This window comes from Leptolyngbya sp. AN02str, from assembly GCF_050565595.1.
GTDB lineage: Bacteria > Cyanobacteriota > Cyanobacteriia > Elainellales > Elainellaceae > Kaiparowitsia.
In genome coordinates this window covers 15372-40990 of the sequence record NZ_JBNXVR010000053.1, presented here as the reverse complement: position 1 = coordinate 40990, position 25619 = coordinate 15372, and the positions used below count along the sequence as shown (strand labels likewise).

Genomic DNA, 25619 nt, shown 5'->3' with positions numbered 1-25619 from the left:
ACGGATAGGATTGGCAATCTTTGGCAGACGAGTCATGATGAGCACCCATTCGGCTACATCCAGCCTAAAATCTGCACAAGCTCAACATAACAGGCTTTTAGCTTCTCTTTATAAATCAGCTCTAAAGAGATGCATCTACATTAATTACTTTAGTTCACATTTCAATCCAGAATGAATGCAGAACGAATGTAGAGAATGCAGTTCTGGTTACCTTCACACTATCCTTACATCTTTGATTTATGATGCAGTGTGTAAAATGAATGCAACGGAACGATACAACAGATTTTGATACGTATTACAATCATAAGTAAGCCTCACTAGGGTATTTATTCCAGAAGCAAACAGCTCCTCAGCTCTTCTTGAGAATTAGAATTCGTCGCGCTGCATACACCAGTTTCCACAACCTAAATTTCCATCGAATATTTGGGCACTGAAAAACCTGGCTTAACTAGCCGAATAATGAATTCTAAGTGTTGAGTCCGCCACACAAGATCGAATCTTTCAACACGAAAGGAGATAAACCTATGGCTATCATGCATCGTGACTCCTTAGAAGAACTTGCACACTGGGAACCATTTCGCGGCGTTGAACGGCTGCAACAAGAAATGAATCGCTTGTTTGATCGATTTCTTCCCAACGGAAACGGCGAGATGCGATCGCTTGCCTTTATTCCTTCTGCCGAAATGGAAGAAACCGACGACCACATTTATCTCAAGCTAGAAGTTCCAGGATTGGAAGCAAAAGATCTGGATGTACACGTAACGGAATCATCAGTAATTGTGAAGGGTGAACGGCGCTCAGAATCCAAAAAAGAAGAAAAAGGTATCGTTCGTTCTGAGTTTCACTATGGCAAGTTTGAACGCAGAATTTCGTTGCCAGCGCATGTGCAAACAACGAACGTGCAAGCTGAATGCAAGAACGGTATGCTGCACCTGACTTTGCCCAAAGTCGAATCAGAACAGCACAAAGCAGTCAAGGTCAACCTTTCCTAAGAAATCAACCCAATCAAGTGTCATTTTTGAGCTACGGGCTTGGCAACGCCAAGCCTTTACCAAGCAAGCGATGGCGCAAGGGTTGGGTGCTGGTAAGCTTGAGCCAACCCAGCACCCTAAACGAGTTGAGTTCCCTCTGGTTTAGGTATTAGCCAGTAGATATTGGCCAGCATAAAACTGCCCAGCCATTACCTGCCCATTGGTGGGTTGTGTCTTCCACTTGCCTAGAACATCACCCATGGGTGAACGAGTTTTCTGAAATATGCAATTAGGAGAACGCACCGAATGCCTAGTCATCCTGGGAAGTTTCAAAATCGTACCGATGCTGGCCAACTGCTGGCCGCTCGGCTTGAGTTCTATGCCAAGCAGCCTAATGTGCTGGTGTTGGGTCTGCCTCGGGGGGGTGTACCTGTTGCGTACGAAGTGGCAACAGCGCTCAATGCACCGTTAGACGTGTGTTTGGTGCGCAAGCTGGGTGTACCAGGACAGGAAGAGTTGGCGATGGGTGCGATCGCCTCGGGTGGTGTACGAGTTCTCAACCATGATGTGGTGGACGAGTTGGGAATTTCGCGCAGAACCATAGATGCAGTCACTGCCCAAGAGCTACGCGAATTGCAGCGTCGCGATCGACTGTATCGTGACGATCGCCCACATCCTGAGGTTCGCGATCGCATCGTCATTTTGGTCGATGATGGCATTGCCACAGGCTCAACCATGCGAGCGGCGATCGCGGTGATTCGAGCACAGCATCCTGCCAAATTAATTGTGGCGGTGCCAGTTGCTCCTTTGAAGGCCTGCCATGAACTGCGAGCCGAAGTAGACGAACTAGTGTGCTTAATGGTGCCTAACGACTTTTATGCGATCGGTCTTTGGTACCAAGATTTTTCCCAAACAACTGATGAAACAGTTCGTTGTATCTTAGCTCGGGCTGCTCATTCCATGGGCTACTCTAGTAGCCATTCGCCATCATGAATCCATCGTTTATCTCCAATCTTCGAGAACAGATTGTGACTGTTGAAGCGGGGCGTGTCCCTTTGACGGGTCATTTGGTGATTCCTCAAGGGGCGCGGGGTGTTGTGTTGTTTGCCCATGGGAGCGGCAGTAGTCGCCATAGTCCTCGAAATCACTATGTTGCGCAGATGCTACAGCAAGCCGGGTTGGCTACGCTGCTGCTGGATTTGTTGACTGTGGAAGAAGAGGAAGAAGATTTACGCACTCGGCACTTGCGGTTTGACTTGGGGCTGTTGTCCTCTCGCTTGGTCGGTGCCACCGATTGGCTGCGTGGCACCCCCAGCACGCAATCGTTGAGCATTGGTTATTTTGGGGCAAGTACGGGTAGCGCTGCGGCGTTTATTGCAGCAGCACGGCGGCCTTCTGTCGTTAAAGCAATTGTTTCTCGGGGTGGACGGGTAGATTTGACAGGTTCGTTGCTGACGCAGGTGCAGGCCCCTGCCCTATTGATTGTCGGGAGCTACGATTTTCCGATCATAGCGATGAATGAGGATGCGATCGCCCTCCTCAACCAAGTGCCCGAAAAACGGTTAGAGATGATCCCCAACGCTACGCACCTGTTCCAAGAGCCAGGAGCCTTGGAGCAGGTAGCCATTTTAGCAAGCCAATGGTTTCAGCGGTTTTTGGTTTAGCGCTGGTTAGAGCCAGATACTGCGATGGACTGCTCACAACAGGGCGATCGCAGCGTTTGGATACCGTGGTTGCCTAAGGTGGTTGCGTAGGAATGAACCTATTTTTGCGGCGGTTCGAATCCTGATGAGCGACCTGATAAGCTAGCAGTAGAGCAGCGTAACTTTGGCAGGTTTGCAATACCCTTTGTGCTGATTCTTTTAGCACACTTGACTTAGGACAAAAAGTGATAGCCCTTCTTAACCTTGGGAATAATTAGGTAAATTCACAGACTTACATACACCGCAACGTATCCTTAACGCTCATGGGTAGTCTTAATCGTGCGCGAATTTAGCTGGTTGAAACGCCCCAACAAATCGCGTTTTTTTCGGTGGAGTTTCCTGATGCCTTTTGTGCTGCAAGCTGCGGGAGCTGTAGCACTGGTTGGGTACGTGTCTTACCGATATGGGCAGCACATCACACAGGGTTTGGCCATCCAAATATCAGACGCAGCCAGCCAGCAGATTGTTCAAGGATTAGACGATGTGCTGCAAGAGGTTAAGGCGGTATCTCAAGAACATCAAATCGCGATGGAACTTGGGATGCTGAGCTGGCAAACCCCAGAGCTGTTGAAGAGCTATGCGATACATCAACTCACCTTGCACCGCCATGTGAGCCAGGTCAGCTTCACTCGCGGCAACGATGTTTTGGCGGTGCATCGGCTCAGTGCAACAGACTTTACGGTTCGTCAGCGCCAACTGAAACCAGGAGAATTAGAAGCTTCCAAAATTCCGGTTCAGCCTCCCTCTGTCGTTCATGCAGTGCCCAGTTTGGGCCAAGAATCCGCTCAGCCAGCACCCCAGGGGCAATGGCTGCCCCTGGGAGAACCAGAATCAGACGAGCAAGCGCAACCGCTCATGCTGGCCTACCGCTTGCCTGTGACCGATGCCCAAGGCACCCTGCCAGGAGTGGTGACGGCGAGCGTTGCCATCCCCACATTGGCAGCCTTGCTCCAAACCATCAATCTTGGAGAAACGGGCCAAGCGTTTGTAATGGATGAGCACGGCTTGCTGGTAGCAACGTCCACGGCTGAAGCCTTGCTGCAAACAGATGCTGAAGTAGGAGCAGAGGCTGTGATCGGGACGCAGCCTCTGCTGCGATCGGCAGAGACCAGTCCCAATCCCATCACTCGAACAGCCGCCGCGATGGAGCGATCGCTCCACGGGGATACCGCCCAAACCTCAAATTTGACAGAATTTCGTTGGCAGCACCAGCGGTACTTTGTACGAACTGTGCCGTACTCATTGGATAGTCAGCTCAATTGGACGATTGTGCTGGTGGTGCCAGAGGTTCGGTTTTTGTCCGTCATTCAGCGCAATACTGCAATGACCCTTGCTCTGTGCGGGGCAACCTTGGGCTTGGCGATCGCCATTAGGCTGATCCCCACACGCAGACGGTCCCAACCTAGCAGCCAGGTTCCGTTGGATGGCGACACTGGCGATCGCCAAGATGGAGCGCCCATCCATCCTTCGCCCGAAACCGATAGGCCATTGAGCTGGTGGGATTACCTCCACGCAGTGCGGCTCCCCTCCAAAGAGATTCATGGACGCAAAGCCGCCGAACTGGCGTTGCTGGCAAGGGACACCCACTTTCGCCAAATTGCCGAAGCCATTGCCGAAGTGGTGTTTATCAAAACGGCAGATAATCGCGAAATTCTCTATGTGAGTCCTGCTTACGAGCGCATTTGGGGGCAATCGTGCGATCGCCTTTACCAACAGCCTCAGGCGTGGCTCGATAGTGTTCACCCAGAAGATCGAGCTTCCACCGCAGAATTTCAGCAATCGAACGTAACCGAACCTCGGCAGGCCGAATTTCGCATTATTCGACCGGATGGCTCCATTCGGTGGGTGGCCGAGTGGGTGGCCCCAGTTTTCAACGATGTGGGGCAGGTGCAATACCTGGCCAGCACCGTACGAGACATTAGCGATCGCAAATTTATCGAAGCGAAGCGCCTTGCCGCAGAAACCTCCTTACGCCAGAGCGAACAGCGATTTCGAGCCATTTTCAACACCATGTTCCAATTTATGGGACTGCTCACCCCAAGTGGCCTTTTGCTCGACATCAACCAGGCCGCATTGGACTTTGGTGCCCTCGCCCAGCACGAGGTGGTGCACAAACTTTTGTGGAAAATTCGCTGGTGGAGCCTGTCAACCGAGACTCAAGCACAGCTCAAGGTGGCTGTGGCTCGGGCGGCGGCAGGCGAGTTCGTGCGGTATGAGGTGGATATCTTAGGGGCGGGCGATCGCGTCGTGACCCTAGATTTTTCGCTCAAGCCCCTTCGCGATGATCAGGGCAAAGTTTGGCTGCTCATTCTCGAAGGGCGCGATATTAGCAATCGCAAACACATCGAAGCAGCCCTGCAAGAAAGCGAAGCTCGGTTTCAAACCCTGGCAGCCAACACACCAGGGATGCTGTATCGGTACTCCCCCGATCTGGATGGAGCGGGTACGTTTACCTATGCCAGCGCCGGAGCCTACGAGCTACTAGAGCTAGAACCCCAACAGGTTGTTCAAGATGCAACCACCGTTTGGAACTTAATTCACCCTGAAGATTTTCCCTCTCTGCAAGCGTCGGTTGCCGTTGCTGTCCAAAACTGTGCCCACTGGCAATGGGAGGGACGCTTAACCACACCATCTGGCCAACTCAAGTGGATTCAAGGGCGATCGCGCCCGCAGCCAACCCCTCAGGGAATGGTGTGGGATGGTTTGCTCATTGATATTAGCGATCGCAAATGTGCCGAAGAGTCGCTACGCCAGTCAGAACTCCGCTACCTATCCATCGTTCAAGACCAAACCGAGCTGATTGCTCGGTTTCAGGCTGATGGCACATTGGTCTTTGTCAATGATGCATTTTGTCGCTACTACGGCCTGCCCAAAGAGCGAATCGTTGGCCATAGCTACAAGCCCAGGATTTATCCCGAAGACCAACCGCTCATCGATGCCTGCTTAGCAGCCCTATCGCCCCAAAATCCTATTGGCACAGTTGAGCATCGCGTTTGGGTAAACGGCACCATGCGATGGACTCAGTGGACGAACCAAGTCATTTATGACGCGCAAGGCCAATTTATCGAGCTGCAGTCGGTTGGCCGCGATATTCACGAGCGCAAGCAGGCCGAGCTTGCCCTTCAGCAAAGCGAAACGCGCTTTCGAGAAATTTCGGATGCCTCTCCAGCCAACATCTACATTTTGGTCAGACGCGTGGATGGCTCTTTCTATTTCGAGCACATCAGCAAAGCGAGCGAAACGATTCAAGAACTGCGAGTTGAAGATATTCTGGCCGATGCAACAGTACTGCTGAACTGCATCCACCCAGATGATCGCGCCGGCTACGAAGCCGTGGTACAAACATCCCTTGAGCTGTTGCAACCCTTTCAGCACGAATGGCGAATCATCACCCCATCGGGAACGGTGAAATGGCTGAAAGGATCGTCGCAGCCTAAGCGCCGCGAAAATGGTGAGATTGCCTGGTACGGCGTCGCTCTAGATGTTACACCCCGCAAACAGGCCGAGGCCGAACTTAGGCAGATTCAATCTGCACTGCTACAAGCCCAGCGGGTCGCCCACATTGGCAATTGGGAATTTGACCTCTCAAGCCAAACCATCACCTGGTCGGCAGAGTTGTTTCGCATGTTTGGGCTGGACCCCGACCAAGGAGAGCCAGCTTATGCCGACTATTTACAGATGATTCATCCCGATGATCGCGTGGTTTTGCAACAGTGTGTTGCTAGAGCCGCAGAGCAGGGACTTTCCTATGTGATTGACTATCGGGCCATGTTGCCCGATGGATCGATGCGCTATCACGAAGGCCGCGCCGAGGTGGAACGCGATGCCCAGGGTCGAGTCGTGCGGTTGTTTGGCACCGCGTTGGATATTACCGATCGCAAACAGGTTGAGCAGGCATTGCAAGCCAGTGAGGCCCGGTTTCGGGCGGTATTCGAGCAGGCAGCCGTCGGAATTAACCAGGCTAGCCCGTCGGGTCAGTTCGTTGACGCCAACCAATATTTTTGTGATTTGTTGGGGTACACCCACGAGGAACTCTTAGCGCTGACCTTTCAAGAGGTGACCCACCCAATGGATATGGAAGCGCAAAGAGTTCAACTGGATCGACTGTATCGCGGTGAGATCGATGCATTTAGCATGGAAAAGCGCTACCGCCACAAACATGGTGGATGGGTGTGGACGGATATGACCCTGTCGCTGATTCGCGATGCTGAGGGCAACCCTATCAAGGATCTGGCCGTTGTGATTGATATTGGCGATCGCAAACAGGCCGAGACCGAACTCAAGATTAAAACAGAGGAGCTGAATCAGTTCTTTTCGGTTGCGCTCGATTTGCTTTGCATTGCCACTATTGATGGCCATTTTCTCCGGCTCAATCCCCAATGGCAGCAAACGTTGGGCTATCGCCTGGAAGATCTGGAAGGCAGCAGATTCTTGGATTACGTGCATCCAGACGATCGAGATAGTACCCTGGAGGCGATCGCCCAATTGGCCAACCAGCAAGAAATCTACGGTTTTGTCAATCGCTACCGCTGTCGTGATAGTTCGTATCGGTGGCTAGAGTGGCGCTCCTACCCCGTGGGCAATTTGATTTATGCCGCCGCCCGCGACATTAGCGATCGCCTCCAGCTTGAACAAGAACTGATCAAAAACCGCGATTTTCGCGAACTGTTATTCAACGAGTCGAACGATGCGCTGTTTTTGGTCGATGCCGATACGCTCCTCACCACCGACTGCAATCAACAAGCCCTCAACCTGTTCGAAATAGAAACCAAGGCTGACCTCATCGGCAAAGAAGGGCACATTCTGCAAAAGCAGAAGTTTACTCCCGAAGAATTGATTTCGATCAAACAAACCATTGACCAACGAGGCTTTTGGAGCCGTGAGGTGGAATATGTGACCCGCCGTGGTCGTGAGTTTTGGGGCGATCTCTCCGTTAAACAAATTACCTTTGGCGATCAGCGGTTTAATCTGGTGCGAGTTGCAGATATTAGCGATCGCAAACAGGCCGAATCTGACCTCCAGCAACTCAACGAAAAACTAGAGCAACATGTTCATGAGCGAACTCAGCAGCTCAGCCAAAGCGAAGAACGCTTGCGCCTGGCGCTCATGGCCTCACAACAAGGACTCTATGACCTCAACGTGCAAACGGGCGAAGCCATTACCAGCCCGGAATACGCCATCATGCTGGGATACGATCCAGCCACCTTTCAGGAAAGCCTTCAGGACTGGTTAAAGCGATTACATCCCGATGATGTAGAGCACGTTACGAATACCTACCGCGCCTACATGTCAGGCAACATCCATGAGTATCAGGCGGAGTTTCGTCAGCGCACTAAAGACGGACGCTGGAAATGGATTTTATCCATCGGTAAGCTGGTTGCCTGGGATGAATACGGGCAACCGTTGCGCATGTTGGGAATTCACGCCGACATTAGCGATCGCAAACAAGCAGAACAAGCCCTCAAAGAATCCCGAAATATTCTCAATCTTGTCTTAAACACCATTCCTCAACGCGTCTTTTGGAAAGATTTAGAGTCCAGATTTTTGGGTTGTAATGCCTCATTTGCCAACGACTATCACCTCACCGTTGAAGACATTGTTGGCAAAACCGATATGGAATTACCCTGGGCCGAGGGGGCGCATCTCTACCGAGCCGACGACGCCAATATCATCCGTACCCGCATCCCCAAACTCAACTACGAAGAACCAAACCGCAACAGCAACGGGGAAAAAGGTTGGATTCGAATCAGCAAAATTCCCTTAACCGACAGTCAAGGGGCGGTGATTGGAGTTTTGGGGTGCTATGACGACATTACCAATCTCAAACAGGCCGAAACCGCGTTGCAGCAGTTGAACAGCGAGCTAGAGCAGCGAATTCAAGAGCGCACCCTCGACCTACAGCAAGCTGTACAAGCAGCCGATGCAGCCAACCAGGCAAAAAGTGCCTTTTTGGCAAACATGAGCCACGAACTGCGCACCCCGCTCAACGTTATTTTGGGCTTCACGCAACTGCTGCGCTCAGACCGTACCCTTCAACCGCAGCAGCAAGAATACATCCGCATCATGCACCGCAGTGGCGATCACCTGTTGCACCTCATCAACGACATTCTGGACTTATCCAAAATCGAAGCAAACCGCATCACACTAGAAACCAGCGGCATTAACCTGATCGAACTGCTGCAAGACTTGCGGGCCATGTTTTGGGAGCGGGCAGAAGATAAAGAACTGCAATTTAGCCTAGAGCTTGACCCCAACGTACCCCGACATATCATTGCAGACCCAAACAAACTCCGTCAGGTATTAATTAATTTGCTGAATAACGCGATCAAGTTTACTCACCAGGGTGGAGTCATTCTGCGGGTTGGCTTGCAGCCCATGTCGCAAAACGATGAGCCACGGTTGGAAGATAACTTTGGCAGCAATACAGCAGTTTCTGTCTCTGCTCTGTACTTTGAAGTGATTGATACCGGCGTGGGCATTGCAACTGAGGAGTTGAACACCATTTTTGATGCATTTACTCAGGCGAGGGCCGGGCACATTTCGTTAGAGGGCACGGGGTTAGGGCTGGCCATTAGCCGCAGTATTGCCACTCTGATGGGAGGGGATCTCACCGCGGTGAGTACGTTGGGCAAGGGCAGCACCTTTCGGTTTTCGATTCCGCTGCGGCTAGCCAGTATGGAAGAGGTCACTTCTGTAAATAAACCTGAAACCGTTCTGGGGCTCACACCAGGACAACCGACCTATCGCGTTCTGGTGGTGGATGATCAGCCCTACAACCGCTACCTCATGGTCAGTGTTTTGTCGCATATGGGATTTGAGGTGCAGGAGGCAGCGAGCGGGACAGAGGCGATCGCCCGTTGGCATCACTGGCAGCCGCATTTGATTTGGATGGATTTGCGTATGCCCGATATGGATGGTTGTGAAGTCACTCGCCGCATTCGAGCGGATGAGGATGCGATCGCCGATCCCCATCGCCCATCCACCCGAATTATTGCCCTCACGGCCCAAGCATCGAGTGATGAGCGTACCCGTGCTTTATCGGCAGGGTGCAACGACTTTGTGAGCAAACCCATTCAAATTGACCTGATGTTGGCCAAAATGGCTGAGCACTTAGGCTTAACCTACGAGTATGACCAATCCGACAATTTCGGCCAGCCATTGGAATTGGCATCTCCGTCTACCAATCTCGATCCGCGACTGCTGCGCATCATGCCCGATGAGTGGATTGCAGCCCTCCACCAAGCGGCCCTATTTTGCGACGATGTTGCCGCCTGCAAGCTGCTACAAGCAATTCCACAAGACCAGTCTGACTTGGTGGATGGGTTGAGCCGATTGCTGTACGACTACAAATTCGAGGTTGTTGTGCAACTCACCCAACCCCAGATCCCAGACTCATGAGATGCATAACAGGGATAAGGGCTTGGCCGAGCGAGGTTTACTGAATGGCAGTCCGTGGGCCTTCTAGAGTTTCTAACGGTGCCTCAATGCCATTTAACCCATGCCCTAGAACGAATTCGCCGGATTGGACTGCTTTTTTGCCCTAATTTCATGGCATGATGCTAGTCTGTAATGCTGATTGGGCAAGTTCATGAGATCGGGGGATGGGGTCGTCGCGAATTTTTGAGAAAATTGTTGTTGATACGCAAGGTTATAAGGCACAGTCAGAGAAGGAAATTAGCCTGTTAGCTGCACATTTAAGATAACTAGGCTCTGTTACAGGGTTCACAAAACAGATGCGCCAAACTTACGATCTCCATGTTATTGAAACGCGCCCTCTGCTAAATCCAGCCTATATCCACGGAGAGCTGCCGATTACAGAGAATGTATCCACTCTTGTTGCGGATACGCGCGATCGCATCCGCAATATTTTGCAGGCAGAGGATCATCGTCTGCTCGTGATCGTTGGCCCTTGTTCCATCCACGATGTGGATGCGGCCTACGAATACGGCGAAAAGCTGCTGAAGCTGCGCCGTGAGCTAGCAGACCATTTAGAAATCGTAATGCGCGTTTATTTTGAAAAGCCCCGCACCAACATTGGATGGAAAGGGCTGATCAATGATCCCCATCTAGATGGCAGCTACGACATCAACACAGGGCTGCGGCTTGCCCGGAAATTGCTGCTTGATCTGGCTCAGTTGGGCCTTCCTGCTGCAACCGAATTGCTCGATCCCATCATTCCCCAATACTTGGCAGATGTCGTGTCGTGGACTGCAATCGGGGCACGCACAACCGAAAGCCAAACTCACCGCGAAATGGCCTCTGGCCTGTCGATGCCGGTGGGGTTCAAAAACGGAACTGACGGTAGTCTCAACGCTGCAGTAAACGCGATGTTGGCGGCTAGTTCCCCTCACCACTTCTTGGGAATTAACTTCCACGGCTTGGCGAGCATTGTCACAACAACAGGCAACCCCGACAGTCACATTGTGCTACGCGGCGGCAAAAACGGGCCAAACTATGACGCTGCCTCGGTTGCAAAAGCAACCAAAGAGCTAGCCCGCTACAAGCTCAACCAACGGGTGATGATTGATTGCAGCCACGGAAATTCTGAGAAGGACTACACACGGCAATCTGAGGTGTTGAAAGACATCACAAATCAGATTGAATCCGGTTCTTCCTCCATTATGGGGGTCATGATTGAAAGCCATCTGGTAGCTGGCAACCAACCCATCTGCCAAGACCTGTCGCAGCTCACCTACGGCCAAAGTATTACCGATGCTTGTGTCGATTTTGAAACCACTGCTACCATGCTGCGATCGCTAGCCGAGGCTGTAAAGCTGCAAACCCAAGGGGTGTTCGTCCCATAAGCCTGGGCTAGTTTGTGCTATCTAGGTTTCTGTGTTGCTCGCACAGCGGGCAACACAGAATTTTAGAGTTGGTCTTCATAGTTCTGCCTTGCAATAGGATAACCCACCCAATCGCTAAGTGGCCTGCTCCTCAGGAACAGGGTATTGATCAAACCGTTGCATTAAATCTAGTAATTCTGCTTGAGAGGGCTGTCGTCCATCTTTGGTGAGTTCAGCCAGCCCTTCAAAATATTGTTCGCGAGAGTCGGCAGGGCAAAACATAATCAGCAACGTTGCTTCGGTCGCTCCGACATTGGCAAAACCATGAGGCGTATTTTCGGGTGCGATCATGAATGTTTTGGGCTGAGCAACAACTTGGCGATCGCCCAAAATCAGCTCCACCTCACCCTCAACGACGTAAAACATTTCCGTTAGTTCTTTGTGAATGTGGGGACTAGCTCCCTTCGTATTGGGTTGCATCACAAACTCAAACAGCCCAAATTGGCCGTGGGTATCCTTTCCTGTTGCTTTGAATGTGCAGGTACTAGGGCCAATGTGAACCGTTCGTCCTTCTCCAGGCTGCAAAATTAGCGGTAACGACATGGCATTCTCCGAATACTAAGAGTTTGGAATTGAAGCGATCGCATCAACTTCAAAAAGTGCTTCTTCCACCGCCAATCTTGGGACGGGAATGAGGGTACTCGCAGGCTTATGCTCCCCCGGCCACATGGCATTTCGTTCAGCTGAAATTATTTGCTGTTTCTCGGTGGTATGGTCAACGGAAAGAACCGTAATTTTGACAACCTGATCGGGTGTGGCTCCCGCCGCTGATAAAGCTGTGTGGAGATTGTGAAAAGCCTGCTTGACCTGGGCAGCAAATTCGGCCGAGAAATGACCATGAATATCTTCACCAAGTTGGCCTGCAACGTATACGAGCGTTGTATCAGGAGGAACAACAGTGACTTGCGCATAGCCATAGTGAGACGGGTCAGCCAATCCTTCTGGATTGATTCGTCGAATTTTGCTCATGTGGTGGCAATTCCTCACAATATTTCGAATGCATTCTCTTTACATGCCAATCGGGAATGACGCTCACTGCCCCCATCTTCTGTGATTGAACTCTAAGCCTTGATGCTGGGCGATCGCCCAGCATCAACAGCACAAACCACATTCTCGACAGAATTCAGCAACCTGTTGCAATCATCAGCTTAGTACCCAGCCCATCACCTGACCAGATGGAAAGCGATAATGTAATAAAAAGGAAATTTAATTCATTGCGAATAAAGTTTCTCAATCTTGGAACTTGCACGCTGTCGATGAAGGAAGCACCCCAAAAGATGGTTACTCTGGAAGATGCCCAGCGCTGAAAGCCGACCCTACATTGTTGAAAGAAAGGGCGTCATCGCTTCATTTAAGCCTTGAGCACGGTTGTCGCGATCGCAAACCTGACGAGAAGGATAAAAAAGAGAAAACCTATCAGTCTTTCCTTCCAATCGTTTCGAACGAGTTGCTCAAGCCTTAAATCACAGCTTCGCAATCGATAAAAATAGAGCAAATTCTATCGTTGATTCGTAGCTTGGCAGAAATTGAATTACTATTTAGGGTAATCCACACGTCAACAATTGACTGAAGGAAACAGTTCTGATCTCAACGTTGATTTGTATGACAACTAAATAGTAGGAGTCAATTTATGATTGATCTGCAATCTGTTTTGGGTACTGAGCAGGCGACAACATTTGTGGAATCACTACAAACCGTTATCCATCAGCTAGAAGTTCGTCAACAGCATTTGGTTGAAGAGCTGCGTGATACATCCGCAACTCTCAACGCAGTTAAACAAATTATGGCTGGCTCGCTAACAGAAGCCACGGATGCGATTGAAATTGCCACGATTGTTTCGTTAGAAGATACAGAAGCATCTCATTTACAAGGCCCCGAAGGTTCAAACGAGGAAGAGGAAGAGGAAGAGGAAGTAGCACCTTCAACAAAATCACGACGCTCGTCAACAAAATCATCCACAAAAACAAAAGCAACAAAAACAAAACGAAGGAAGTCATCGGCAAAGCTAGGTCGTAGGCCCAAACTCAGTCCCAAAGCGAGTAAGGCCGAAACCCCAACAGGAGAGGATTTAGCAGAAAGCTCGACCCATACAGAAATATCTTCATCAGACGCGATCGCTGCTGCTTCCAACTTCAATCCCCGTGAGTCGGTTCTCAAAGAATTTCAAGATCAAACATTACGCACCTCCATTAAAACCATCCTGGAGCGCAATGCTGGTCAGCCCATGAGTACCGACGATGTCTTGCAGGCGCTGTATGGAAAACGCATCAGCCAGGAGAACTTGCAGATGGCTCGTCGGGTGATTGTTGTTGAGTTATCGAAAGGAAAGTTGGCCGGAATATGGGCTAATGTTGATGGCCGTCGTGGGCATTACATCATGCCCCTGGATGAGGATCAAGCCTAACAATAGTAAAGAACTGAGCAGCCTTCCAAGGAGAATTTCAATTCTCCTTGCAACAATGGCGCAGGTAAAAACCAAAGGAGAGATGAAATTTCCTTTGGCGAGGTGAGCCATATACCACTGTTGCCCAGCCTGGTATACGCTTATCAATGACGCCGTCACCAGCGTCTGTTGTGTTGTATTTGCCCATGCTCAACCAGTTGTTTCCTTCCCTTAAGGGAAGCCTCAAAGGGGCGTAATTTTGCGTGGCGCAGTCGCAGTCCCCGTCCCCGTCACGCAAAATCATGCCCTAACTGCAAATATCTCCTTGAGTTCTCCCTAAAGCTGTATGACGGCACAGTCAAGAGACGACATAGTGAAAGCTGCAACGCATTAGGGTGACAACTCATGCCGCAGTATTTTGGGCAATTGCCAGGCCAAGAGCAACAGTGGTCTAAGGTCGGTCGGATAAAGAGCATTACAGTTGGCAATACAGCGCAGGAAAAACTTGAGGAACGTCACCTCACGTTGCAATGTGAGCAGGGCCTTATACGGATCAGCATTTTGGCAATGAACTTGGTGCGAATCCGAGTGACCCCAACTGCAGAATTTTTGCCCCGACGCTCGTGGGCGGTTACTCAGCCCGATGATGCTTGGGAGTCGGTTGCGTTTGACATTCAAGAAACGGACACTCATCTTCAGATTCAAACTGAGCAAATGCGGCTAACCATCAGCCGCGATCGCGCTCAAATTCAATGTTTTGATGCGCAGCAACGACCCTTTGCTTGTGATAGTGAAGACGGTACAGGGTGGAGACAGGGTGCGATCGCCAGTTGGAAACGGATTGAACCCGAAGAGCACTTCTATGGCTTTGGTGAACGAACCGGCTTGCTAGACAAGCGCAGCGAGATTAAAACCAACTGGACAACCGATGCACTCGATTACGGTGCCCTGACCGATGAAATGTACCAAGCCATCCCCTTCATGATGGCTTTGCGGCCAGACGTGGGATATGGAATTTTTCTCAACAGCACCTATTGGAGTCAGTTTGACTTGGGGGTTGAGCATCCAGGACTGTGGCGCATGGAAACTCAGGCTCCTGAGCTAGATTACTACCTGATATATGGACCAGAGCCCGCGCAAATTTTGTACACCTACACTCACCTGACAGGCCGAATGCCCCTACCACCCAAGTGGGCCTTAGGTTATCACCAATGTCGTTGGAGCTATGACTCAGAAACGGTCGTGAAGCAGCTAGCCCAGGAGTTTCGGCAGCGGCAAATTCCCTGCGATGTCATCCATTTAGATATTGACTACATGCGCGGCTACCGGGTGTTTACCTGGAGCCCTACCCGGTTTCCCAATCCTGCCTCACTCATTCATAGTCTGGCGCAAAATGGCTTTAAAACGGTAACCATCGTGGACCCGGGGGTAAAGTACGAACCCGAAGCCAATTACTCCGTTTTTGACGAAGGACTGGAGCAAGATTACTTTGTTCGGCATGTTGATGGCAGGTTGTTTCACGGTTATGTCTGGCCCGACAAAGCCGTATTTCCTGACTTTTTGCGGCCTGAGGTGCGCCAGTGGTGGGGCACCTGGCATCGTGCCTTGGTTGATGCAGGAGTGGCAGGCATTTGGAACGACATGAATGAACCCTCAATTGCCGATCGCCCATTTGGAGACGATGGCAACAAGATTTTCTTTCCCCTAGATGCGCTTCAGGGGCCAGCCGATGAGCAAACAACCCATCGTGAAGCACACAACCTTTATGGTCTGACCATGGCACAAGCCTGTGCCGAAGGGCTAGAGCAACTGCGTCCAAACCAACGCTCGTTTGTCCTCACCCGATCGGGGTTTGCCGGAATTCAACGCTGGTCGTCGGTCTGGATGGGAGACAACCATTCCCTATGGGAGCATTTGGAAATGTCGTTGCCAATGCTCTGCAACATGGGCTTGTCAGGGGTAGGATTTGTGGGTTGCGATGTGGGCGGTTTTGCCAGCAATGCCACTGGAGAGCTGTTTGCGCGATGGGTGCAAATGGGGATGCTTTATCCTCTGATGCGAGGACATTCGGCGTTATCAACCGACCAGCATGAACCTTGGGTCTTTGGCGATCGCATTGAGCAAATTTGCCGAGAGTACATTCAACTGCGTTACCAATTGCTGCCCTACCTCTACACCCTGTTTTGGGAAGCCGCAACCACAGGGGCGCCCATTTTGCGCCCCCTACTCTACCACTACCCCAACGATCCGAGAACCTATGCATTGTACGACCAAGTATTGCTAGGACCATCCCTGATGGCGGCTCCGGTATATCGGCCAGGGGTAGAACAACGAGCTGTGTACTTGCCAGAAGGGGTTTGGTACGACTGGTGGACGGGCGATCGCTTTGAGGGGCCAACCTACATCTTGGCAGCAGCCCCACTAGAATGCATGCCCCTCTATGCCAAAGCTGGAGCCATCATTCCCATGCAGCCTGTCATGCAATTTGTAGATGAGCACCCGCTCAGTCCCCTGACGCTCAAAGTTTATCCAGGCAGCGGAGAAGGCATACTCTACGAAGACGACGGCCACACGCTAGATCATCGTTCTGGGCTGTGGGCAACGACTCACTACTCTGTTACCCCCCATACTCAGCACATAGAATTTTGTGCCTCATCGCGCCAGGGTCAATACCGCCCTCCAGCACGGCAGGTAATTGTTGACCTCGTTGGGATTGGGCAACACCACTATCAAGATGACGGAACAGCCCAAACCTTAACTTGGTAAAGATTCAAGCTCACGACCTATAGCAACGTCTGTTTTAGTCAAAAGCGTTGTGCAGTTGAGCCTGTAAATCACTTTAAAACTTGAGATTGATGCCGCCCGATTTCACAGCTTCAACAGACATCACAAACAGGCAGCATGAATAGATCCCCAGATCTCCTGCACGAATAGCTGTTAGGACTGACGCACTCCATCCAAAAAACCAGGCAGTTGAATGATGTTTGGGGTGCTTAGCACCCCAAACATCATTCAACTGCGTAATTCCTGAGCTGTTTCAAATATGAACTGTTGTGTAGCTCCGTCGTATAACAATTTCATACAGGAGGTCTAATAGACTCGTAATAAAATTCTTTACGCAGAAAAATGTGTGACTCCATACAGTCCTGGGCCGATTGTTGCTGTAAACCAGACACATCCTTTGCGGTTTGGATCACGGTTGAGAGTTTATGTCTACTCTGCTTGTTAAACAAATACACACCCTAGTCACCATGGATGCAGAGCGCCGAGAAATTGCGAACGGCGCTCTGTTCATTCGCGATAATGTGATTGAGCAGGTGGGAACAACCTCGGAACTGCCCCAGACCGCAGACGAGGTGTTGGATTTGCAGGGTCGCTATGTGGTGCTGCCGGGTTTGGTCAATACGCATCACCATTTTTACCAAACGTTGACGCGGGCAATTCCTGCTGCGCAGGATTGCGATTTGTTCAACTGGCTGCAAACGCTATATCCCATCTGGGCCAAACTTACCCCTCGGGCCATCTATGTGAGTGCGCAAATGGCCGCTGCCGAACTGATGTTGTCGGGCTGTACCACAGCCAGCGATCACCTTTATATCTATCCCAACGGCAGCACTCTCGACGATGAAATTGAGGCTGTGCAGGCGATCGGGCTGCGGTTTCATGCCAGTCGGGGCAGCATGAGTGTGGGGCAGAGCCAGGGCGGGCTACCGCCTGACTCGGTGGTGGAACGAGAAGCCGATATTTTGAATGATAGCCAGCGGCTAATTGAGCAGTATCACAACAACGATCGCCACGCGATGTTGCGAATTACCTTGGCCCCTTGTTCTCCCTTTTCGGTCTCTCAAGATTTGATGCGAGAGTCGGCAGCGTTGGCGCGATCGCACCCAGGCATTCGGCTACACACGCACCTGGCAGAAAACAAATCCGACATTGAGTACAGTTTGGCGACCTTTGGCATGACACCCGGAGACTATGCCGAGTCGGTCGGGTGGGTTGGCCCGGATGTATGGCATGCCCACTGCGTACAACTCGACGATCGCGCCATTCGTCAGTTTGGCAAAACGGGAACTGGCATTGCCCATTGTCCCTGTAGCAATATGCGGTTGGCCAGCGGTATGGCCCCCATTCGCACCATGCTCCACCATCACGTTCCGGTTGGGCTGGGGGTCGATGGTTCCGCCTCCAATGACACATCCAATTTGTTGAATGAAGCGCGAACCGCCTTTTTAATGGCGCGTGTACGAGAACAAGATGCATCGGCTATGACCGCACGCGGTGCCCTAGAACTGGCCACTCTGGGCGGTGCTAGGGTGCTAGGTCGAGACGATATTGGAGCCTTGGCTCCGGGGATGTCGGCTGATTTTGTGGCTATTTCTCTAGATCGGCCTGAATTTGCAGGTGCGTTGCACGATCCTGTTGCAGCCATGATCTTTTGTCAGGTTAACCGAGTGGATTACAACTTTATCAATGGTCGCAAGGTGGTTGATCAGGGACGACTGACGACGGTTGAACTGGAAACATTGGTTGAAGAACACAACACGCTTTCCCGTCAGTTGATGGAACCCTAAATCAAGCTAGTTTCGGTTAAGGGCTGCTTTGCTTATCTATAACTCAGGTTAATTCACGGTGCGATCAGGATGCGATAACTTGGCCCAACAACTTGGCCCAACGCTGATCACCAGGCTTGGTGCGAAACTACGCACAAAGAAACATGCAGGCTGAACGGTGAAGCCATAGCATAACGGTGGAAAAACCAAAACGGGAGATTCAAGCGATATGGCTACTGTCAACGTGTTAGTTGCGTTCTACTCTCGCAATGGCTCAACCGAAGCCCTTGCTCAGGCGATCGCCGAAGGTGCAAAAGCCGAAGGTGCCGAGGTGGTGCTGCGCCGCGCTCGCGAGGTTGTTTCCCAGGAGGTGATGCAAAAAGCTGAAGGATGGGTTGAGAATGCAGAACGCATGAATGCACAGTACGAAGCCCCTACCTCAGCCGATGCCGAGTGGGCCGATGCCATTATCTTTGGATCTCCTACGCGGTTTGGCAATATGTCGTCGGAGCTAAAAGCCTATATTGACTCGCTCGGTGGTCTGTGGTTTCAGGGCAAATTGGTTGGTAAAGCAGGCAGCGCATTCACGTCAACCTCCAGCGTGCATGGTGGCAATGAAAGCACCATTTTGTCGATGTATCATCCCATGGCGCACCTGGGGTTGATTTTGGTGCCGCTGGGCTATGCCGATCCGTCGCTGTTTAAAGCCGGAACTCCCTATGGTGCGTCTACGGTCTCTGGTCAGGAGAGCGCTCCTCCTACACCAGATGATTTGGAAGTGGCGCGATTTCAGGGGAAGCGGGTTGCTCAAGTGGCACGCGCACTCAAGACGGCGGGCGAGACTTCAACCAATCCGTAACTCAGTCCTTGCCACCATTTGCAGTTGAATGAGTTTGGGGCGCTTAGCGCCCCAAACTCATTCAACCCCCTGTTTTTTCGGATGGAGTGCAGCAGCCCCATTGATCAAGTCTGTTATAGAAACATTCAACGTAACCGTATTGTAGTAGTAAAGAATCAACACGCTTGGCAGAACTACCTGCATATTTGTGTTGCTTTGTGTGCTGAGCTGAGCCTTGGCCGGAAACGCAATCAAAGTGCTGGCAATAGCCGTTGTGGCGGCGATCGCCCCAGCGGTAAGAGGCTTGATCGTTTGCAAGAAACCCTAAAATTGAAGTCAGTATCTGGAACCGTAGCGAACTATAGGGCTGACTTTCAATTGCGACAATCAACCCTAACAAGGTGCAACATATATTTTCTAGTGGCAGGAAATACTCTTTGCACTCGTAATTTTTCTCAGGCTTGAGTGTATGCCAATTTAAGGGGTGTCAAATCCCTGTGGATCTTACGGATGACTGAAGATCGGAAGCGAATTTGCCCCGAGCGCCCCACCTGAGAAAAGCCCTGTGGTCGCTCAATGCTTCTTAATTTAGTGATGCAATGGGCATAATTTCTAATAGTAGTGTGTCATGTTTGATGCAGTAAGGGTTCGCCAAAGCGGATCTTACCGTCTCTAAATACCCAGGTTGTAGAACAACGTGAATTGGGGCACTGGCTCTCAAATATAGAACTAGTCCAGATAAAAGCCAAAGCGTTGTTCGGTCGTGTTTCAAATGTGTGGTTATTGGTTGTGGAAGGGGGCGATGCCCCCCTTCCACAACCAATAACCACACGTCTAGAACATCACCGCGTTGTTCTAATCCGTAGGAAAAGTCTAGCCTAGACTGATTTTTGTACAGGGATCAGCAATGTCGCCCTGGAAAATAGCATAAATTGCCGATTCCAAACATCCGCATATCAAGCAGAATTGATAACTATGTATGCAGACTCCAGGTTGTTAAATACGATTCCCGGGTACCGTTTAAGTCAGCAAGTATTTTTCAGCCCAAAGTTCGCTGTTTACCGAGCAGTGTGTGAAACCGATCAGTGCTCGGTAGAGATTAAATTTCTCAACCGAGAATATGCTTCGTTTACGGATATATTGCAATTTCGCAATCAATATATGATTGCGAAATTGGTTCAGCACAAAGGCATTATTCAGGTTTACAGCCTAGAGTCACATCCCTGCGGCTACGCTCTCATCATGGAGGATTTTAGCGGTATTTGTTTGCAGAAATACATGCAAACGCGATCGCTCCAGCCTTCAGAAGTATTGAAAATTGCTCTCCAATTGGCAGATATTCTCGATGCATTGCATCAACATCGAGTTATTCACAAAGATATAAAACCCGTTAACATCCTAATTCAGCCAGAAACTAACCAAGTTAAGCTCGTTGACTTTGCGATCGCATCACTGCTTCCTCAAGAAACTCAAGAGCTTCAAAGCCCAAACGTTTTAGAAGGAACCCTCGCTTACATCTCACCTGAGCAAACAGGACGCATGAATCGGGGAATTGATTATCGTACGGATTTCTATTCCCTAGGCATCACTCTATACACATTATTGACGGGCCAATTGCCTTTTCAAGCTGAAGACCCGATAGAACTGGTTCACCAACATTTGGCACAGCAACCAATCGCCCCTCACAGGATTCGGCCAGAGATTTCACCAATTCTGTCGAATCTAGTGTTGAAACTAATGGCAAAAAATGCTGAGGATCGCTATCAAAGCGCCAGCGGACTCAAATATGACTTGGAGTCATGCCTTGCTCAAATGCAAGACGCTCTAAGAATGACTCCCTTTGAACTGGGAGCACGAGACAGAAGCGATCGCTTCATGATTTCAGAAAAATTATATGGACGAGACGCAGAAGTAGAAAGGTTGCTTTCCGCTTTTGACCGCGTCAGTCAGGGAAATACTGAAATGATGCTGATCACAGGCTTTTCGGGTATCGGCAAAACTGCAGTTGTTAACGAAATTCATAAGCCAATTGTTAAACACCACGGTTATTTTATTGCAGGGAAGTTTGATCAAGTTCAACGAAATATTCCATTTTATGCATTGGTTCAAGCCTTTCGAGATTTAATTCGGCAGCTATTATCTGAACCTGATCAGCAGTTGATTCAGTGGAAAACCCAAATACTTCAAGCCTTGGGAGAAAATACCCAAGTAATGATTGAAATCATTCCTGAATTAGAACAAATTGTAGGACAGCAGCCTCCCGCATCAAAGCTGTCTGGAAACGCTACCCAAAATCGATTTAATTTGGTATTTCAAAAATTTGTACAGATCTTCGCCAATCCCGAACATCCTCTTGTTTTGTTTGCGGATGATCTCCAATGGGCAGATCCAGATTCCCTACAATTAATGCAGCTTCTTCTGACCAATTCCGATACGCACTGTTTGCTATTTATTGGTTCCTATCGTGATCACGAAGTGGATGATTCACATCCGTTATTGCACACTCTAAATACTCTGATGCAAGGGCATCTCCCTATTCATAGAATTGTTCTTGCACCATTAAGCAAACTGAATCTCAATTCATTCGTTGCAGATACCTTAGGCTGCACAACGGCCACAGCAAGCCCATTAACCGATCTGATATACCCAAAAACCCAAGGCAACCCTTTTTTCAGCATTCAATTTCTTAAAACATTGCATGACGACGGCTTGATTACGTTCGATCCGCAGCAACGATGCTGGCAGTGCGCTCTAACCTCGATTAAAGCAAGAGCGTTAACCGATAATGTTTTAGAGTTGATGGCGTTACGGTTGCGAAAGTTGCCTATTGAAACGCAACAGGTCTTGAAACTGGCGGCCTGCATTGGTAATCAGTTCGACTTAGAAACCTTGACCCTTATCTCACAGCAATCGTCATCATCAACAGCCGCCGCTTTATGGAAGGCTTTGCAGAGTGAATTCATTGTTCCAACAAATGAAGTTTACAAGATTTATCAGGTTCATCGTGAACCGATATTGGATCTTGAACATCAACCGTCTGCCGCTCAGCAGAGCATCCATCCTGAAACTCCTACTGTTTTCCCAGGCTATAAATTCTTACACGATCGCATTCAGCAAGCTGTATATACTCTAATTCCAGATTCAGAAAAGCAAGCAATCCACCTAACTATTAGCCAACGTTTGCTGAGCAGTATTTCAAAAGCAGAACTTGAAGAAAAAATATTTGATATTGTTAACCGATTAAATTATGGAGTTGAACTAATTACAGCACCTCAGGAAAGAGAACAGCTGGTGGAATTAAATTTCATGGCTGGGCGTAGGGCAAAAGCAACAACCGCCTATGCTGCCGCCATTGAGTATTTAGCGATAGCGATACGGCTTCTTCCTCACAACACCTGGAAGGCGAACTATCGATTGACATTGGCGTTATATGAAGAAGCGATCGAAGCAGCTTATTTATGCGGCGACTTTAGACAGATGGAAGCTTGGAAAACGATTTTGCTGTCCAAGGCAGTCGATATTCTTGATCAAGTAAAAACGTATGAGATTCAAATCGTTGCTTTCATTGCCCAAAATCAACTACAGGAAGCGATCGCCACTGCCCTTGCAGTATTACATGAATTGGGAATTCACTTCCCCACTTGCCCTACACCAGAAGACTGGCAGCAAGCAATTGCAGAGGTAAGATCCAACCTGGCAGGAAAGACAGTGGCAAGTGCGATCGATTTGCCACCAATGACTCATCCTCAAAGCCAAGTTGCCCTGCGTCTTCTGTTAAGTATTGATGCACCAACCTACATGATTTTTCCTGACTTGCTACCGCTAACCATTTGTAAGCAAGTGAATTTATCCCTAACATTTGGAAATTTACCAAGCTCAGCAAAAGCCTACGCCAATTACGGGTTGCTTTTATGCTCTGGATTGGGAGATTTAGACGTTGGCTACGAATTTGGCCAGTTGGCGCTTCGGGTTTTAGACGCACTGCCCGCTAAAGAGATTTTTGCACGTACATCTTTTCTGGTGAATTTTCTAATTCGACATTGGAAAGAGCCCCTACGGGACACCTTACCATCGTTACAAGAAGCTTATGACATGGGGCTGAAGACGGGAGATCTGCTCCATGCAACAATTGCGGCTGAAAAGTATTGTTATCATGCCTATTTCGCTGGAGAGTCTCTACCCAACCTGGCCGAAACAATGGAGATGTATGCTGAAAAAATGGTGCAGATGAAGCAGGATGTAGCTTTATGTACCCATCAAATTCACTGGCAAGCTGTTCTGAACTTGATGGGTAAATCTCAAAATCCCTGTTGTTTGATCGGTCAAGCCTGTGATGAAACGAGTGCATTGCCAACTTTCATAGAGCGCAATGCTAGAACTGCTCTGTACTATATCCACTTTAATAAATTACTGCTGTGCTATCTATTTTATGACTATGAGCAAGCAATTGTTCAGGCAGAGCTTGCTGAACAGTACCTTGATGGGAGTTATGGGCAATATATTTCATCTTTGTTTTATTACTATGAAGCTCTAGCTCGCTTGGCAATCTACCCAAACTCTTCATTCGAGGAACAAGAAGCCATTTTAGAAAAGGTAGCCGCCCATCAAAATAAGATGCAGCATTGGGCTAACTATGCGCCTACAAATTTTCAGCATAAGTACGATTTAGTTGCTGCAGAAATGTATCGAATTTTAGGAAAAAAGGTCTCAGCGATTGAACATTATGATGCAGCAATTGAAGGAGCAAAAGCAAATAATTATATTCAAGAGGCCGCGCTTGCAAACGAGCTCGCAGCTACTTTCTACCTCAACTGGGGCAAAACAAAAATTGCTCAACTCTATCTGCTCGATGCTTACCGTTGTTACACACACTGGGGCGCAAAAGCAAAGACGAATGAGCTAGAAGTTCGCTACCCACATCTATTGAAATCGCAACAAAAGCATCACAGCCTGGATCCGTTAGAGGCGATCGCTCCATCTTTTGAGCCTGATGAAGTGCATCAATCAATCTCTATTGCTACACCAGATTCAGATGCTCTAGACTGTGCCGCAATCCTCAAAGCATTCCAGGTACTTTCGAGCGAAATTTATCTTGATAAGTTGCTCGTTACCTTGATCAAAATGGTCATTGCCAATGCTGGTGCTAGCAAATGCGCATTGATTCTTCTCTATCATTCTGATCTCTATATAGAGGCGGTAGCTCAACTAGGTCAAGAACCCAAAATTTTGCAATCAATTCCCATTGATGAAAGTACGGATATACCGATTCGTTTACTCTACAAAGCCAAACGTAGCCTAGAAACAATAACAATTGACAACGTTAGTAAGGAAGTCTCTTTACTAACAGATTCTTATCTCGTCCAGCAGCAACCTAAAAGTCTGCTATGCATGCCTATCCTAAATCAAGGAAAACTGATTGGAATCTTGTATTTAGAAAACCAACACGCAGCTGGAGCCTTTACCAAAGATCGTGTTGAGATTCTCAACCTACTGTGCTGCCAGGCCGCCATCTCCTTACAAAATGCCCGTCTCTACGAGCAAGCTCAAGGCTATTCTCACCAACTGGAACTGAAAGTCTCCGAACGTACAGCAGAATTGGAAAAGGCAAATCAAGAACTGTATCGTATTGCGACATTGGATGGATTAACGCAGATTTTTAATCGACGTTACTTTGATACCTATTTGAAAGAGCAATGGCAGCAGTTATTGCTTGTCAGACAACCCTTGAGCCTTTTGCTATGCGATATTGACTACTTCAAGCGCTATAACGACTATTACGGCCACCAAGCCGGCGACGAATGTCTGAAGCAGGTGGCTCAGCTCTTAAGCCAAATAGTCAAGCGGCCTAACGATGTTGTTGCACGGTATGGAGGTGAAGAATTTGCAGTTGTTTTGCCCTACATCAATCAGCAAGGGGCTGGACAAGTTGCTGAGCGAATTGGAGTTGAAACTAGACATCGACGCATACCTCATGCTGAATCACACATTGCGCCTTATATCACTCTCAGTATTGGTGTTTCCAGCCTTGTCCCTCATGCAGACATGTCTTACGAGGCACTGATCACCACGGCTGATCAAGCTTTGTATCAAGCAAAAAAAGCAGGACGAAATCGGTTTTGTACCTACCATGACTGATTACTGACAATTAAAAACGCTGTTGACAGGACTTCCGGCACACTAGCTTTCCAGTGAGTTTGATGTAGCAAAGCTGACCTTGAGAATTGCAACGCTAATTCTTATAAAATTCAAACGAACTTTACGGACCATAGAATAATCTCTGTTTGATCAAACTCCAAATATCTTGTGCGTGCGAGATACTAGTTTTTATTAG

Annotated in this window: 13 protein-coding genes; 10 read left to right on the top strand and 3 right to left on the bottom strand. The window is 49.3% G+C overall.

What is annotated here, in order from left to right; genetic code table 11:
• The first annotated feature begins 524 nt into the window (after positions 1-524).
• The 5 genes from ACQ4M4_RS25770 to ACQ4M4_RS25750 all read left to right on the top strand — a co-directional run bounded on the left by ACQ4M4_RS25770 (position 525) and on the right by ACQ4M4_RS25750 (position 11478).
• Complete coding sequence (locus ACQ4M4_RS25770) at positions 525-992, top strand: Hsp20/alpha crystallin family protein (protein ID WP_430687346.1); 468 nt, start codon at positions 525-527, stop codon at positions 990-992.
• A 285-nt stretch (positions 993-1277) separates the two neighbouring features.
• A complete protein-coding gene (locus ACQ4M4_RS25765; protein ID WP_430687345.1) occupies positions 1278-1964 on the top strand; it encodes a phosphoribosyltransferase in 687 nt (228 codons plus the stop codon).
• A complete protein-coding gene (locus ACQ4M4_RS25760; RefSeq protein ID WP_430687344.1) occupies positions 1961-2635 on the top strand; it encodes a dienelactone hydrolase family protein in 675 nt (224 codons plus the stop codon). Before ACQ4M4_RS25765 ends, ACQ4M4_RS25760 begins: the two co-directional genes overlap by 4 nt.
• 381 nt (positions 2636-3016) lie before the next feature.
• Entirely contained in the window at positions 3017-10072 is a 7056-nt protein-coding gene (locus ACQ4M4_RS25755) for a PAS domain S-box protein (RefSeq protein WP_430687343.1), read from the top strand.
• A 335-nt stretch (positions 10073-10407) separates the two neighbouring features.
• Positions 10408-11478, top strand: coding sequence for a 3-deoxy-7-phosphoheptulonate synthase (locus ACQ4M4_RS25750; RefSeq protein WP_430687342.1), 1071 nt, complete (start codon positions 10408-10410; stop codon positions 11476-11478).
• A gap of 114 nt (positions 11479-11592) precedes the next feature.
• Here ACQ4M4_RS25750 and ACQ4M4_RS25745 read toward each other — a convergent pair whose 3' ends face one another.
• The gene (locus ACQ4M4_RS25745; protein WP_430687341.1) at positions 11593-12060 is read right to left on the bottom strand and encodes a cupin domain-containing protein; all 468 of its coding nucleotides are present in this window, start codon (positions 12058-12060) and stop codon (positions 11593-11595) included.
• 15 nt (positions 12061-12075) lie between these two features.
• Positions 12076-12486: a RidA family protein gene (locus tag ACQ4M4_RS25740; RefSeq protein ID WP_430687340.1), complete on the bottom strand. Its 411-nt coding sequence runs from the start codon at positions 12484-12486 to the stop codon at positions 12076-12078.
• A 661-nt stretch (positions 12487-13147) separates the two neighbouring features.
• Between ACQ4M4_RS25740 and ACQ4M4_RS25735 the strand changes: the two genes are divergently transcribed.
• From ACQ4M4_RS25735 to wrbA, 4 genes are all read left to right on the top strand, one after another.
• The gene (locus tag ACQ4M4_RS25735) at positions 13148-13921 is read left to right on the top strand and encodes a hypothetical protein (RefSeq protein WP_430687339.1); all 774 of its coding nucleotides are present in this window, start codon (positions 13148-13150) and stop codon (positions 13919-13921) included.
• Positions 13922-14305: 384 nt separating this feature from the next.
• Positions 14306-16666, top strand: a complete 2361-nt coding sequence (locus ACQ4M4_RS25730) for a glycoside hydrolase family 31 protein (RefSeq protein WP_430687338.1) — start codon at positions 14306-14308, stop codon at positions 16664-16666.
• A gap of 443 nt (positions 16667-17109) precedes the next feature.
• Entirely contained in the window at positions 17110-18471 is a 1362-nt protein-coding gene (locus ACQ4M4_RS25725) for an 8-oxoguanine deaminase (protein ID WP_430687337.1), read from the top strand.
• 208 nt (positions 18472-18679) lie between these two features.
• Entirely contained in the window at positions 18680-19309 is a 630-nt protein-coding gene (gene wrbA, locus ACQ4M4_RS25720) for an NAD(P)H:quinone oxidoreductase (protein ID WP_430687336.1), read from the top strand.
• Positions 19310-19366: 57 nt separating this feature from the next.
• On the opposite strand, the gene ACQ4M4_RS25715 is transcribed toward wrbA, so the two are convergent.
• Positions 19367-19606: a hypothetical protein gene (locus ACQ4M4_RS25715; protein WP_430687335.1), complete on the bottom strand. Its 240-nt coding sequence runs from the start codon at positions 19604-19606 to the stop codon at positions 19367-19369.
• Between the two features lie 657 nt (positions 19607-20263).
• Here ACQ4M4_RS25715 and ACQ4M4_RS25710 point away from each other — a divergent pair.
• Complete coding sequence (locus tag ACQ4M4_RS25710; protein ID WP_430687334.1) at positions 20264-25423, top strand: diguanylate cyclase domain-containing protein; 5160 nt, start codon at positions 20264-20266, stop codon at positions 25421-25423.
• Positions 25424-25619 lie beyond the last annotated feature (196 nt).

Excerpts from the sequence above, each read along its gene's own strand:
- ACQ4M4_RS25710 (WP_430687334.1), top strand. The coding sequence starts at position 20,264 with ATGTATGCAGACTCCAGGTTGTTAAATACGATTCCCGGGTACCGTTTA.
- ACQ4M4_RS25725 (WP_430687337.1), top strand. The coding sequence starts at position 17,110 with ATGTCTACTCTGCTTGTTAAACAAATACACACCCTAGTCACCATGGAT.
- ACQ4M4_RS25745 (WP_430687341.1), bottom strand. The coding sequence starts at position 12,060 with ATGTCGTTACCGCTAATTTTGCAGCCTGGAGAAGGACGAACGGTTCAC.
- ACQ4M4_RS25760 (WP_430687344.1), top strand. The coding sequence starts at position 1,961 with ATGAATCCATCGTTTATCTCCAATCTTCGAGAACAGATTGTGACTGTT.
- ACQ4M4_RS25730 (WP_430687338.1), top strand. The coding sequence starts at position 14,306 with ATGCCGCAGTATTTTGGGCAATTGCCAGGCCAAGAGCAACAGTGGTCT.
- ACQ4M4_RS25770 (WP_430687346.1), top strand. The coding sequence starts at position 525 with ATGGCTATCATGCATCGTGACTCCTTAGAAGAACTTGCACACTGGGAA.
- wrbA (WP_430687336.1), top strand. The coding sequence starts at position 18,680 with ATGGCTACTGTCAACGTGTTAGTTGCGTTCTACTCTCGCAATGGCTCA.
- ACQ4M4_RS25735 (WP_430687339.1), top strand. The coding sequence starts at position 13,148 with ATGATTGATCTGCAATCTGTTTTGGGTACTGAGCAGGCGACAACATTT.
- ACQ4M4_RS25750 (WP_430687342.1), top strand. The coding sequence starts at position 10,408 with ATGCGCCAAACTTACGATCTCCATGTTATTGAAACGCGCCCTCTGCTA.
- ACQ4M4_RS25740 (WP_430687340.1), bottom strand. The coding sequence starts at position 12,486 with ATGAGCAAAATTCGACGAATCAATCCAGAAGGATTGGCTGACCCGTCT.
- ACQ4M4_RS25765 (WP_430687345.1), top strand. The coding sequence starts at position 1,278 with ATGCCTAGTCATCCTGGGAAGTTTCAAAATCGTACCGATGCTGGCCAA.
- ACQ4M4_RS25755 (WP_430687343.1), top strand. The coding sequence starts at position 3,017 with ATGCCTTTTGTGCTGCAAGCTGCGGGAGCTGTAGCACTGGTTGGGTAC.